15 protein-coding genes are annotated in these 13,975 nt (G+C 49.6%); 14 read left to right on the top strand and 1 reads right to left on the bottom strand.

Features of this window, described 5'->3' with window-relative positions:
• Positions 1–11: 11 nt before the first annotated feature.
• Positions 12–989, bottom strand: coding sequence for an MBL fold metallo-hydrolase (locus J1836_RS02610; RefSeq protein WP_207249330.1), 978 nt, complete (start codon positions 987–989; stop codon positions 12–14).
• Positions 990–1,118: 129 nt separating this feature from the next.
• Between J1836_RS02610 and rfbA the strand changes: the two genes are divergently transcribed.
• From rfbA to J1836_RS02540, 14 genes are all read left to right on the top strand, one after another.
• Entirely contained in the window at positions 1,119–2,003 is an 885-nt protein-coding gene (rfbA, locus tag J1836_RS02605; RefSeq protein WP_207249329.1) for a glucose-1-phosphate thymidylyltransferase RfbA, read from the top strand.
• On the top strand, positions 2,000–2,548 hold the full coding sequence (rfbC, locus tag J1836_RS02600) for a dTDP-4-dehydrorhamnose 3,5-epimerase (RefSeq protein ID WP_207249328.1): 549 nt from the start codon (positions 2,000–2,002) through the stop codon (positions 2,546–2,548). The genes rfbA and rfbC overlap by 4 nt, the downstream gene beginning before the upstream one ends.
• Positions 2,545–3,420, top strand: a complete 876-nt coding sequence (gene rfbD / locus J1836_RS02595) for a dTDP-4-dehydrorhamnose reductase (protein ID WP_207249327.1) — start codon at positions 2,545–2,547, stop codon at positions 3,418–3,420. Before rfbC ends, rfbD begins: the two co-directional genes overlap by 4 nt.
• Positions 3,417–4,502 carry a dTDP-glucose 4,6-dehydratase gene (rfbB, locus tag J1836_RS02590; RefSeq protein WP_207249326.1) on the top strand — a complete coding sequence of 362 codons (1,086 nt, stop codon included), beginning with the start codon at positions 3,417–3,419 and terminating at the stop codon, positions 4,500–4,502. Before rfbD ends, rfbB begins: the two co-directional genes overlap by 4 nt.
• On the top strand, positions 4,502–5,458 hold the full coding sequence (locus J1836_RS02585) for a class I SAM-dependent methyltransferase (RefSeq protein ID WP_207249325.1): 957 nt from the start codon (positions 4,502–4,504) through the stop codon (positions 5,456–5,458). Before rfbB ends, J1836_RS02585 begins: the two co-directional genes overlap by 1 nt.
• A complete protein-coding gene (locus tag J1836_RS02580; RefSeq protein ID WP_207249324.1) occupies positions 5,455–5,916 on the top strand; it encodes a glycosyltransferase family protein in 462 nt (153 codons plus the stop codon). The genes J1836_RS02585 and J1836_RS02580 overlap by 4 nt, the downstream gene beginning before the upstream one ends.
• Positions 5,913–6,386, top strand: coding sequence for a glycosyltransferase (locus J1836_RS02575; protein WP_207249323.1), 474 nt, complete (start codon positions 5,913–5,915; stop codon positions 6,384–6,386). The genes J1836_RS02580 and J1836_RS02575 overlap by 4 nt, the downstream gene beginning before the upstream one ends.
• The gene (locus J1836_RS02570) at positions 6,383–7,651 is read left to right on the top strand and encodes a lipopolysaccharide biosynthesis protein (protein ID WP_207249322.1); all 1,269 of its coding nucleotides are present in this window, start codon (positions 6,383–6,385) and stop codon (positions 7,649–7,651) included. Before J1836_RS02575 ends, J1836_RS02570 begins: the two co-directional genes overlap by 4 nt.
• Before the next feature lie 19 nt (positions 7,652–7,670).
• Complete coding sequence (locus J1836_RS02565) at positions 7,671–8,981, top strand: O-antigen ligase family protein (RefSeq protein ID WP_207249321.1); 1,311 nt, start codon at positions 7,671–7,673, stop codon at positions 8,979–8,981.
• Positions 8,978–9,436 (top strand): acyltransferase, encoded by a 459-nt coding sequence (locus J1836_RS02560; protein WP_207249320.1) that lies wholly within the window; start codon positions 8,978–8,980, stop codon positions 9,434–9,436. The genes J1836_RS02565 and J1836_RS02560 overlap by 4 nt, the downstream gene beginning before the upstream one ends.
• Positions 9,433–10,365, top strand: coding sequence for a glycosyltransferase family 2 protein (locus tag J1836_RS02555; RefSeq protein WP_207249319.1), 933 nt, complete (start codon positions 9,433–9,435; stop codon positions 10,363–10,365). The genes J1836_RS02560 and J1836_RS02555 overlap by 4 nt, the downstream gene beginning before the upstream one ends.
• The gene (locus J1836_RS02550) at positions 10,365–11,201 is read left to right on the top strand and encodes a glycosyltransferase (protein ID WP_207249318.1); all 837 of its coding nucleotides are present in this window, start codon (positions 10,365–10,367) and stop codon (positions 11,199–11,201) included. Before J1836_RS02555 ends, J1836_RS02550 begins: the two co-directional genes overlap by 1 nt.
• A gap of 236 nt (positions 11,202–11,437) precedes the next feature.
• Positions 11,438–12,838 carry an undecaprenyl-phosphate glucose phosphotransferase gene (locus J1836_RS02545; protein ID WP_207249317.1) on the top strand — a complete coding sequence of 467 codons (1,401 nt, stop codon included), beginning with the start codon at positions 11,438–11,440 and terminating at the stop codon, positions 12,836–12,838.
• Positions 12,839–12,847: 9 nt separating this feature from the next.
• Positions 12,848–13,936 carry an acyltransferase family protein gene (locus J1836_RS02540; RefSeq protein ID WP_207249316.1) on the top strand — a complete coding sequence of 363 codons (1,089 nt, stop codon included), beginning with the start codon at positions 12,848–12,850 and terminating at the stop codon, positions 13,934–13,936.
• Positions 13,937–13,975: the final 39 nt, after the last annotated feature.

The raw sequence follows: 13,975 nt of genomic DNA, 5'->3' as shown, positions 1-13,975 counted from the left end.
GCTCAATAGACTCAAAAATCCTCTTGTTCAGCCTCCAATACTGAGAGGCTGATGTGCTTGCCGAGTTCTTCATCCAGCCCTTGCCAATCTTTATAATCTGCCAATTTCTCAGCAATCTTGGGCTTCATTTCGTGCGCTTCCATCTCATTGCGCATTTCTTTGACGGAGCTATACACCTTGCTCAAGTAATCGCGGTAATAGGTCAGCGTATTTTTGCTGCCCGTTGGCCCATGACCAGGAACAACTTTATCCACATCCAAGGTTAAGGCGTGCTCAGCGGCTTTAATGCTACCGACAAAACTGCCGTCATCCATACGCACAATACGCTTATTATTAATATTATCGCCGGTGAATAGCACTTTTTCGCCCACCACTTCGTACATCACATCCGTCGCCGAATGCACCTTTCCTTCAATAATGTGTGCTTTCAGTGTCAGATCGCCGACCTTGATTTCCTGTGCATTGACCAAGACTTCGGTAGGAATAATCGCCTCTGTACCTGCTGTCGCTTTCTCGGTCATGGTATCCATTGTGCTGATCCATTCTGCTGCCGCACCGTTGGTCGCCTCTTCAATCATGGTCGGGTGCGCGAAAAATTTCACGTCAGGATTTTCTTCCTTAAAGGCTTGATTACCCAACCAATGATCACCGTGTACGTGCGTGGTAAATACTTGCGTAATCGGCTTGTCAGTCACCTTACGAATGTGAGCTAACACGGCGCGACCGATGGCAGCACTCGAACCGGGGTCAATCACCGCGACTTCTTTATCGGTAACAATGAAACCAGGGTTATTCATAAAGCCTTGATTTTCTTTGTTCGGATAGCCCGTAGGCCCCTGAATCACATAAACGTGTTCGGAGATTTTTTCTGGTTTGTGCTTATCCAACAAATCTTGGTGTACGGGTTTGCTATCCGCCCCCGCATTGAAGCCGAGACTCAATAACAAGCTGGTTGATAACACGACCGCGCTCTTAGGTAATTTTTTCATGACGATTCTCCTCTCAACGGTGTTTTTGGTCAGGGTGAGTGTATCCGATTACCGGAATTAGCTGAAATTTCTGTGGGTTTGTCTACAATAGGCGGCTTTATTGAGTCAGCACGCTGGTAGGCTTTATACATGCAACATAACAATAGTCATCGCAAGGGCATTATCCTCGCAGGCGGCAGTGGCACACGCCTCTATCCGCTCACTCGCGCCGTCAGCAAACAACTGATGCCAATCTATGACAAACCGATGATCTATTACCCGCTGACCGTGTTAATGCTCGCCGGTATCCGCGATATTCTGATCATCACCACCCCTGAAGATTCGGCACAATTCCAATACTTGCTGGACGATGGAGCACAATGGGGACTGAACATTGAATACGCGGTGCAACCCTCACCCGATGGTTTGGCGCAAGCCTTTATCATCGGTGCGGATTTTCTTGGCAATTCACCTGCGACGCTGATTCTGGGTGACAACATTTACTACGGTGAAGGCTTATCCAGCCGCCTGCAAACCGTTGCTCAACAAATCACTGGCGCAACCGTATTCGCTTACTATGTCAAAGACCCCGAACGCTACGGTGTCGCCGAATTCGATGCTAACGGCAAAGCGCTCAGCATTGAAGAAAAGCCTACTAATCCACGTTCTAATTACGCAGTAACGGGCTTGTATTTCTACGATAATCAGATTGTGGATGTGGCACGTGAAGTTCGTCCTTCCCCCCGTGGCGAATTAGAAATCACCACCGTCAACCAAATGTATCTGGAACGCGGGCAGTTGCAAGTGGAAATGCTCAAACGCGGCACAGCATGGCTAGATACCGGCACACACGCTTCCCTGCTGGATGCTTCCAACTACATCCGCGTCATCGAGGAACGCCAAGGGCTGAAAATTGCCTGCCCCGAAGAAGTCGCGTGGCGCATGGGTTATATCGGTGACGAACAATTACTACAACTCGCTGAACCCTTGAAAAAGAGTGGTTACGGCGTATACCTCACGGAATTGCTGAAATGAAGATTATCCCCACCACCATTCCCGACGTACTCATTCTCGAACCGCAGGTGTTTGGTGATGCACGCGGCTTTTTTCTGGAAACCTGGAATAGCAAAACGTTTGCGGATGCGGGTTTAAACCTGAACTTCGTGCAAGACAATCACAGCCGCTCCGGTCAAGGCATTTTGCGCGGAATGCACTACCAAATCCAAAACCCGCAAGGCAAGCTCGTGCGTGTCACCAGCGGCAAAGTGTTTGATGTGGCGGTGGATTTACGCCAATCCTCACCGACCTTCGGGCAATGGGCTGGCGCAGAACTGTCCGCCGACAATCACCGCATGTTATGGATTCCGCCCGGTTTTGCGCACGGCTTTTACGTGATGAGCCAATCGGCAGATTTTTTGTACAAATGCACCGACTTTTATGCCCCTGCTTACGACCGCAGTTTGCGCTGGGATGACCCAACCGTGGGCATCGAATGGCCGCTGGTCAACAGCGCACAGCCCACGATTTCTGCCAAAGATGAAGCGGGTAAAAACTGGCAAGAGGCGGACAAATTCGCATGAAAATATTACTCACTGGCGCACACGGACAACTCGGTTCGGAATTGCAAGCCACCTGCCCTGCGGGTATCACCCTGATCGCGACGGATCGGGATACGCTGGATATTACCGATCCGCAACAGGTTATCAATGCACTGGAACAACATCGCCCAGATGTCGTCATCAACGGTGCTGCTTATACCGCCGTCGATAAAGCAGAAACGGACAGCGCCAACGCCTACCTGATCAACCACGCCGCCGCGCACGTTTTTGCAGCACAAGCAGCCTTGTTTGATTATTACCTGCTGCAAATCTCGACCGATTTTGTGTTTGATGGGCTGCAATCCACGCCTTACCTGCCGAATGCCATCGCCAAACCATTAGGGGTTTACGGTGCAAGCAAGCTAGCAGGCGAACAAGCTGTACAATCCGCCTGTCCCAGCGCGGCTATTGTGCGCACCTCATGGCTGTATTCGGCTTACGGCAATAATTTCGTCAAAACCATGTTGCGCCTGATGCGCGAACGCGATGCCCTTGGCGTGGTCGCCGATCAAGTCGGCACACCGACGTGGACAGGTACACTCGCGGCAACGCTGTGGTCATTCGTCGCGCAAAAACCACAGGGCATCTTGCACTGCGCCGATAATGGTGTGGCAAGCTGGTACGATTTCACTGTTGCCATTCAGGAAGAAGCACTGGCGCTTGGCTTGCTCGACAAAGCCATTCCCATCAAGCCGCTGCGTACCGATGAATACCCAACGCCAGCCCGTCGCCCCGCCTTCAGCGTGATGGATAGACGCGCAACCGAAACATTACTGGGCTACACTCTACCGCATTGGCGCACTAGCTTGCGGCAGATGCTTACTCAATTGAAACAACAAAACGTAACAGCATGACAACGACATACACACCTCATCACGTGCTCGTCACTGGCGGCGCGGGCTTTATCGGCACAAATTTTGTGCATTTTTGGTTGCAACAATACCCAGACACCCGCTTGGTGATTTTGGATGCGCTGACCTACGCCGGACGCTACGAAAATCTGCAACCGTTGGAAGGACAAGCCAATTTTCGCTTCGTGCATGGCGATATTTTGGATCAACCGCTGGTAGAACAATTGCTGCGCGAGGAAACCATCGACACGATTGTGCATTTCGCCGCCGAATCTCACGTTGACCGCTCGATTTACGGCCCCGATGCGTTCCTGAAAACCAATATCGACGGCACGCACAGCTTGCTGAAAGCGGCGAAAACCGTGTGGTTGGATGAGAAACCGGGGTTTGTACACCGTTTCCATCACGTTTCCACCGATGAAGTGTATGGCACGTTGTCCGCCACCGATCCTGCCTTCACCGAAATCACGCCCTACGCACCAAATTCACCTTATGCTGCCAGCAAAGCCGCGTCTGATCACGTAGTACGCGCCTACCAGCACACCTACGGTTTGCAGACCACGACCAGCAATTGCTCCAACAATTACGGGCCGTATCAGTACCCCGAAAAGCTGATTCCGCTGGCGATTTCCAACCTATTGCAAGGCAAACCCGTGCCGATTTATGGCGATGGGCAACAAATTCGCGACTGGTTATACGTCGACGATCATAACCGTGGTATTGACCTGATTATCCGCACCGGACGTATCGGCGAAACCTACAATATCGGTGGTAATAATGAACAGGCTAATCTGAGTCTGATCCACGAATTATGCGCGTTGCTGGATGTACGTTTCCCAGATTCGCCACACGTACCGCACAATCAACACATTGTGTACGTGACCGACCGTCCGGGGCATGACCGCCGTTACGCCATTGATAACAGCAAGATTTGCAGCGAATTAGGTTATGTCCCTGCTGAAACCTTCCAAAGTGGCTTGGCGAAAACGCTGGATTGGTATTTGAGTCACCCCGATTTCTGGCAAGGCGATGTCAAGCTGTTTGGTACACACGCCCCTTCGACTACGCTCAGGGAGCAGGCTTAATGCAATGCCGTATTTGTGGCAGTAACGGCGCACACCGCCACTATGTCGCCAAGGAAATGATGCTGGGCTTGCGCGATGAACACCGTTATTTTCAGTGTGCGGGTTGTGACTGCCTGCAAATCGAGCATATTCCTGCCAATATTGCGGACTATTACCCCGACAATTACTATTCCTACAGCGATGCAACCAAGGCGGGCAATCCGGTTAAACAAGCATTGACCAAATTACGGGATCGTTACGAAGTCACGGGTAAGTGCTTGATTGGGCGGGTGATGCACTTCTGGATGCCGAATGCCAAACTGGCAACCTTGCGCCCACTCCACTTAACTCAAGCATCGCAAGTGCTGGATGTGGGCTGTGGCGCGGGGCACTTGCTGCATTCGTTGCGTGAGTTGGGTTTTCACAACCTGTTGGGCATCGATCCGTTCAATCAAGCGGATATTGCCTACCCCAACGGTTTGCGGGTTGAGAAGCGCGATATTTTCAGCGAGCAAGGGCAATGGGATGCAGTGATGTTTCACCATTCGTTTGAGCATTTGCCGAATCAACGTACCAATCTGGGGCAGGCATTCAATATTCTCAAACCGGGCGGTATGGCGTTGGTACGTATTCCTACGGTGTCATCGTATGTGTGGCAAGAATACGGCGTGAATTGGGTGCAATTGGATGCACCACGCCATTTGTACCTGCATTCGGTGAAAAGTATGCAAGCATTGGCGGAACAGGCAGGCTTCATTACCGAAAAAGTGGTGTTCGACTCGAATGCACTGCAATTTTGGGGCAGCAAGCAGTACGAGCAAGACATTCCACTGCGTGACCCACGTTCATGGGCAGAATCACCGGAACATTTGCTGTTTACCGCCAAAGAAATGCGTGAATTTGAGCAACGTTCCCGCGAATTGAATGCGATTAACCAAGGGGATCAGGCAGCGTTTTACTTGAGAAAGCCTGCATGAGTGACAAACCGAAACTGCTTGCTATTTCCTCACCGGGTGGGCATTGGATTCAGCTTAATCGGCTGAGTGCAGAGCTGGAAAATCGTTATCAGGTGGTCTATGCGATGCCTGCGGCGTTGTTCACTTCGACTTCGCTCAGTGAACGGAAGGTGTATGCGGTAACGGATGTGAGTGCGGATGATAAGTGGCGCTTGATCCCATGCGCGTTACAGGTGTTGTATATCCTCGTGAAAGAACGTCCAAAAGCGATTCTTTCCACAGGCGCAGCACCTGGTGCGGTCGCTATTTGGTTGGGTAGTTTGCTCGGTATTCGCACTATATGGGTGGATAGCATTGCGAATGTGAAGCAAATTTCCCGCGCAGGGCGCTTGGCAAAAAAACGTGCCGACGTGTTCTTGACGCAATGGGAACACTTGAGCAATGGTGAGGATATTCTGTTCAAAGGAGCCGTGCTGTGATTTTCGTCGCCGTCGGGACGCAGTTTCCGTTTGATCGCCTAATCCGCGTGGTGGATGAATGGGCGGCACAACACGAAGTCGCGGGCATGGCGCAAATTGCAGGCGGTGAATATTTGCCGCAACGTTTGCAATGGGAACGTTTCATGACCACTGCCGTGTTCAATCAGCACTTGCAAGCGGCGGATTTGATTATTTCCCATGCAGGGATGGGCAATATTATTACTGCCCTCGAACACCGCAAACCCATTATTGTCATGAACCGTCAACACGCACTGGGCGAACACCGCAACGATCACCAACTCGACGGACTAGCGTGGATGGGGCAATTGCCGGGTGTGTATACCGCTTCCACACAAGACGAATTGTATGCGCTACTGGCACGACGGCATGAGTTGCAGGTTACTCCACTCGCTGCTGATGCGCGACGACAAGCATTGGTAGATTTCATCGACCAAGCTATTCGCAGATGAGCAAGACACGCTCATTATTGCATACCAGCATCCACTCCACCGTTAGCCGTTTCTTGGGCGTGGGGCTTAACTATACCGTCATTCTGATACTCACCAATACCTTGAGTACCGATGAATCAGGCATGGTTTTGTTGTTGATGGTGTTGATTCCGGCAGCAGCCTTGTTTAGCCGTTTAGGAGTGGAACAGTGGCTTGTCCGCGATGTGGCACGTTTGCCAGCAACGGATACACGCTTGCAGGCGGCGTATTTGCGTGATGCCTACAAGCTGGTGTTATTGAGCAGCGGTATTTTCATTGCGCTCTGGTTGGTGTGCATTCCTGCCATCCAACAGCGGCTGTTTGATAATGCTATTCACACCGTGCCGTTGTGGTTGGCGGCTGTCGGTATTTTATTGTTTAACGTGGTCATGATGAATGCGGCTTTTCTGAAAGCCGTGCATCACACTTCACCGTCGCTGCTGGTGCAAAACAGTTTGCCAGCGGTGACGTTTTTGGTATTAATCGGGCTGTTCTGGCAATTGCTGACGGTAAATCAAACCCACCTATTGTTGTATAGCGGCTCACTCTTGCTCGCAGGGCTGTTGTCGTTTTGGTGGTTGCGTCCGTGGTGGCGGGATTTATTCGTGCGCCAAAATTCGCGTTGGTCGGTGCGTGAAGTATGGCAACACTCACTTCCACTCGCACCCGTTTCCCTCTTGGCGTTTTTGCTGTTATGGGCAGATACGTTACTGACCGGTTGGTTGCTCAATAACCATGATGTCGCGTTGTACAGCGTCGCAGCACGTTTATCGTTTGTCAGCTTGTTCTTTCTGGGAGCAATGGATGCCACGATTTACCCGCGTTTATTGCGCATTCACCAGCAACAACCAGAGCGCGTGCAAGGTTTCTTCTGGAAAGCGACCGCGTTAGTAGCCGGTATTTTAGGGAGTGTAACCTTGCTGCTCTTGCTGTTAAGTGATGTGTTATTGGCATTGTTTAAACCCGAATACCTGCAAGCGGGTACGGCATTAAGCATTCTCCTGCTCGCGCAACTGATCAGAGCATTGAGTTTGACGTTCTCGTTCATGTTCATTATTAAAGAACAAGTGCGTTATCTGAACATCCTGCTCGGCACGGCATTAGGCGTGGATATTGCAGCGAATCTGCTGCTGATTCCGCCATACGGTATTGCGGGTGCGGCATCGGCTACACTGTTGGCAAATCTGGTGCTAACGGGTGGCGTAGTGGTGCTATTTTTCAAAAATCACCTGCTAACAAGACATTGACGACTACACTAGGAAGACCATGCTAAGACTCATCGCCATCCTGTTTATCGTCTCGCTGTTTATCCCCTTTGAATTTTATGTCATGGCGGGGTCAGTGCGGATTGAAGCCTACCGCATCGTGCTAGGATTAGGCTTGCTGTATGCCGTGTTCAATTTCCGCCAAGCCCTGCAACGAGCGGATCTGGTCGATATTCTACTTATCGCTTTAACAGTCATGGTGTTTGCAAGTTTCTGGCACAACCACGGGCTGCAAAAAGCGGTGGAATCCACGGGGATTTTCGCTATTGAAACCTTGGGGGCTTTTTATCTAGCACGCCTATTTATTACCACGCCGCAACGCTTTTACTGGGTCAACCAAACGTTTATCACATTGCTAGCGGTGCTGACGCTTCTCGCGTTTTATGAAGCCTTCACTCAACACCGTATTCTGCATGAAATAGCCGAAAAAATTACTGGACACCACGCGCTCGACCCGCGCTTATACACCCAAGATTATGTTCGCAACGGCATCATGCGGGCGACCAGCCTATTTGAGCACCCGATTCTATACGGAACACTGATGGCGTTATTTTTCCCTTTCGCCATCCTATTAGTACTGCGTTATCGGGGTACGGAGCATGTCCTAAAGTTAGGCGGCTTAACCCTTTCGATGATACTGACACTCTCCTCCGCCCCCTTACTGGCAATTATCTTTCAAGGATTTACCGCCATTTTGGTGAAATTCTGGCAAAACGCACGGCAATTTTGGCTGTCGATGTTTTTTGGTGGGCTGGCAACAGCATTATTGATCGAAGCTTTTTCCAATCGAGGCTTTTTCGGCATCCTCATTTCTTACCTGACCTTCAACCCGAATACGGGCTACTTCCGCATTTTGCAATGGGAATACACCGCCGACGACATTCGTGACAATCTGATTTTAGGGATCGCGCATCACGATTGGACGCGCCCCTATTGGATGGAATGGATGGGCAATAGTATTGACAGCTTCTGGTTATTGCTGATTTTGCAGCATGGCGTATTCGCGTTAACGCTGCTGTTACTCGCCTGTCTATACGCGATTTTTAATACTCTGAATCTGGCGCACCACCATTGTGAGCAACACCGCTGGATGGTATCCGCGTGGATCATGTCGTTCATGTCACTGATTTTGGTTGGCTTTACGGTGGACTATTTCGGAAAATTGCAACCGATGTTCTTCTTTATGCTCGGCGCAATCGGTTGGGCGCACTACTATCCTTTATCGAACCGTCAGGCAGAAGAATTGGCATCGGAGGATAACTCCGTGAATACTAGCGCACCTGACAAGCACAGCAATGGCGGTACACCATGAGATTACGTTTCATCAATCAAAGAGTTTTTATGTGGCTCGTGGGTTTCCGCGATGGGTTGCTGTGGTTGCGCACTTGGTATTTCCGCAAGCTGTATGGCATGAACATTGCGCCCGATGTACGCATTTCTTTCAAAGCCCGCTTGGATAAAACCAATCCACGTTGCGTGGAGATCAGGGAAAAAACCTACATCGCATTTGATACGATTATTCTTGCGCATGATTACGCCACGCGACGGCATGGCGGACAATTCGAGCAAAAAACTCGCATTGGTGCTAACTGTTTTATCGGTTGCGGTGCTATTATTTTACCCGGTGTCAGCATCGGCGATCAGGTCATTGTCGGTGCGGGCAGTGTTGTCACTAAAGACGTTCCGGCACAGTCCATTGTGGCGGGTAATCCAGCAAAAGTGGTGCGTTCCGGCATCCAGACCATTGCTTACGGGAGATTGGTATGAGTACCGCCACACCGGAAGTCAGCATTATTCTGGTTTCCTACAACACCTCAAGCTATATCCGGCGAGCTTTGGAATCGCTATTTCGCGAAACCCATCTGACCACGTTTGAAGTCATCGTGGTGGATAACGCCTCTAGCGATGGGTCGGTCGCGATGATTCGCCAGTTTTTCCCGCAAGTTACCTTGATTGAATCCGGTGCAAACATTGGCTTTGCAGGCGGCGTGCAACTGGGTGCACAACAAGCCACCGGCAACTATTTGTTATTACTGAACCCAGATACCGTTATTTTGAATGATGCGGTTGACCATTTACTGCATTTTGCCAGACTCTACCCCGCCAATGGCATTTGGAGCGGAGTCACACTCAATAACGATATGAGCTTGAATACGCAACACGCGTGGCATAAACCGAATTTATCCGACTTATTCTATAGCGCAACAGGTTTAAGCAAACTCTTTAACAAGAGCTGCTTTTTCAATCATGCCAATTACGGTTGCTGGGAACGTGACAGCATTAAGGAAGTCGACATCGTGTCTGGTTGCTTCTTCCTCACTACTCGCGAATTGTGGGACACACTCGGCGGCTTGGATGCCACATTCTTCATGTATGCCGAAGAAGCCGATTATTGCTTACGCGCCAAAGCCTTGGGATACCAACCCATTGTTAGCCCCGATGCACGCATTGTCCATCATGGCGGCGTCAGCCACAGCCACTTTTCAGGCAAGCAAATCAAGCTTTTAAAAGGCAAAGTGGAATTAGTTAATCGCCACATTACTGACTGGCAACGCCCGCTCTACAAAGGCTTGCTGTACCTCTATGTCTTCAACAAATACGCACTGCATAGCTTATTGAAACCGCGTTCAGAACAATGCCGTGAATGGCAAGTGGTCTTCGCGCAACGCCACGATTGGTTGCAGGGGTATCGTTAATGGCGAGTGTGATTGTTCCCGCCCACAATGAGGCTAGTGTCATCCGCCGCTGTCTGGATAGTTTGCAGGGACAAGCGGGCTTGGATAGCCTGATTGTTGCTTGCAACGGATGTACCGATAATACCGCCGAAATTGTACGCAATGAATACCCGCAAGCAATCTGCCTTGATATTGCCACACCTTCCAAAGTGAATGCATTAAATGAGGCAGAAAAACACGTCACGACATGGCCAGTCTTTTATATTGATGCAGACACACACTTATCAACCCATGCCATTCAAACCGTGACGCAAGCCTTAGCGGCTGATCAGGGATTCTTGTTGGCAGCACCTGAACCGGAAATTGATACCTCGCGTTCCTCTTGGCTGGTGAAACAGTATTACCGTGTGTGGTTGCAATTGCCTTACATTCAGGATGGCGTGGTTGCCACCTGTAGCTACGTCATTACACAAGCAGGACGCCAACGTTTTGATGCATTTCCGGCGGTTATTAATGACGATGGCTTTGTACGCTGTCAATTTGAACGGCAAGAACGCGGCAATATCAGTGGCGCAAAAATATTTATAAGTGCTCCACAAGATTTAAATTCATTAATAAAAATCAAGACGAGAGCACGCTTAGGCAATATGCAGTTAACCGCAGAAAAACTGTGTACTAAAGCTGATAAGAAACCTTACTCTAGTATTTTACTCAACAAATTACTCAGCCGGGAATTTCTGCCTACACTGGTATACCTGTCCATTGCAAGTTTCATCCGTTGGCGTGCAGGTCGACAGTATCACCACCTGCAAACTTATACGTGGGAAAAAGATCAATCTTCACGCCAAACCAACTGACCTTAGGAACCCACCGAATGTGCGAAACAAGCCACCGTTTGTATTTTTTTTACGACAAAACTCAGCAATGTAAGCTATATTAAGGGGCAGTTTAGTTAGCCCTTGAGTGTCTCAGCAGATGACGTGTTGTTTTTATACATCACGCTAAGATTTTCGTGTAGGCTACCAAGCCTGCTTGTTGACAATAAACTCCATGATGGTTTCTGGTGCCCCCATCGTCAGAGGATAACGGTTGAATGAAAAATTTGAAGGCAAACAATAAAATCAGCTCAGAACTGATCTACCGTAGCGCAGATACGCTCGTTATTCTAGGTATCCTAGTTCTTGCCTCTTTGCATTCTAGCAATTACAACATCCAAGGCTATTTAATAGTCGGCTTGGGTGCAGCGCTATTGTTCGGTTTGGTCGGGCGTTTTACCGATATTTATACCTCGTGGAGTGGGCGACCCTTTTTCCGCGATGAAGTTATCCGTATCATTGTGACCTGGTTAGTGACGTTTTTGTTCCTCATTTTCATTATTTTTTCGGTAAAAACATCAGAAGATTTTTCACGATTCGTTTTAATAAGCTGGTTAATCACCACCCCCATCTTACTCATCGCGAGCCGCTATGCGCTACGTAGCCTACAAGCCTCACTCAAACGTATTGGCCTCAACAATCATACGATTGTGATTGCAGGCATTACCGAACAAGGTTTACGGTTTGCGGAAATGATCGACAGCCAACCCGACTCAGGCTTCCATATTGCAGGATTTTACAGCACTGAAGAAGACGGCAAGGCTATCGAATTACCCAGCCAATACGCACATCTCGGTAATAAAGCCGCTATGATCGAAGCGGCTCGCACAGGGGAATGGGATCAGATTTACCTTGCCCCAACGTCTGGACAATCAGAAGCGTCCATGCATCTCATCAACGAATTAGCCGACACCATTACCCCTATCCGCCTGATACCGGATAATTTTACCAACTCACTCTTACACAGCCGCTACATGGAAATTGCTGAAACCCCTATTTTGCGTATTTACGATGCACCGATGTCGGCACAACGTGCCCTGATCAAACGTATCGAAGATTTATTGCTGGGTATGTTCCTGCTATTGTTGGTATCGCCCCTGATGATTGGCATTGCCCTTGCCATCAAACTGACCTCGCGTGGTCCGATTCTATTCAAACAAACCCGCCACGGCTTCCGAGGGGAAAAATTCCAAGTATTAAAATTCCGCACCATGAGCGTATGTGAAAATGGTGGCAGTATCCGTCAAGCCACCCGTAATGATTGTCGTATTACGCGTGTAGGCGCATTCCTGCGCAAAACTTCCTTAGATGAACTGCCCCAATTTTTAAATGTCTTGCAAGGTCACATGTCGATTGTAGGACCACGCCCACACGCCGTCGCCCACAACGAAGAATACCGCCAACTCATCCCCGGTTATATGCGCCGTCATTTGATGAAACCCGGCATTACGGGCTGGGCGCAAGTCAACGGCTGGCGCGGCGAAACCGATACGCTGTTCAAAATGGAAAAGCGAGTGGAATTGGATATGGAATACATCCGTAGCTGGAGTCTGACGTTGGATCTTAGAATTATTTTGGTGACAGCCTTCAAAACCCTGCACGATAAAAATGCCTACTAAGACGCAGCCGTGAGAATCGAACAGCTTACGTTTACGCGCTACATTGCTGCGCTCACGGTGGTGTTTTTTCACTATGGCATCACCGTTTTTCCCGCAAACGTACCATGGCTCACGCCGTTGTTAGCAGCGGGGCCAATTGCCGTCAGTTACTTTTACGTATTGTCAGGTTTTATTATGGCGATTGCCTATTATCGCCCTGATAAACAGGCTCGCCCTCTGAATGCCCAGCGCTATTGGTGGGCGCGGGTCGCCCGTATTTACCCCGTCTACCTCTTAGCCCTGTTACTGATGATTGCTGCCAAATACCATAGCAGCGGCAGCGATCCTGTAACCGTCATCCTCAGTTTCAGCATGTTACAGGCATGGATTCCAGGTTATCCGCTAAGCCTGAATGCACCGGGTTGGTCACTCTCGGTAGAAGCCTTTTTCTATCTGTGCTTCCCGCTCTTGGTCTTGTGGGTGCAACACCATCATTTAAGCCACTTGAGCCTTGCCGCCGTGATATTGTGGTTAAGCACACAAGTTGCGCATACTTTCCTGCTCAATACAGCGTACTACACGCCGCATGGGTTGCTGCACGACTTCATTTTTTACAACCCACTGCTGCATTTAAACACCTTTCTCATCGGTTTTGTCGCGGGCGCATGGTTGCTGGAAGGCAAACTACAATTCCTAAGTGCACCACTCCTCAATCGACTAGCGTTAATGGGTACTACCCTGCTGACGGCTGGCGTACTGATTATGCGTCCACCACTCATGACTTACAGCGGTATCCAGTTTGATTACACCAATGGTTTGATCGCGCCGCTCTTTCTGCTATTGATTATCTTATTGGCATTAAATACAGGGAAAACGCGCCGCACCTTACAACATCCGTGGCTGGTACTCCTCGGCGAAGCCAGTTTTTCGTTGTATATCTTGCAAAAACCCGTACACGGTATTTATGAAAAACTCATGCCCGCCAGCATTGACCCACAGGGCGCACTGCACTTTTACCTATTTCTTATCCTATTAACGAGTAGCGCATTGTTTTCGTACTGGTTTTTTGAAACACCGCTACGCCGCTTCATCAACAACTTTGTTAACCGCTCCCCGTAAGAATTGCTACAATCGGGCGCTCAATTTCAACTGACACAA

The organism is Thiothrix fructosivorans (genome assembly GCF_017349355.1).
GTDB classification, from domain to species: Bacteria; Pseudomonadota; Gammaproteobacteria; order Thiotrichales; family Thiotrichaceae; genus Thiothrix; species Thiothrix fructosivorans.
This window is presented reverse-complemented; position numbering and strand designations above follow the sequence as displayed.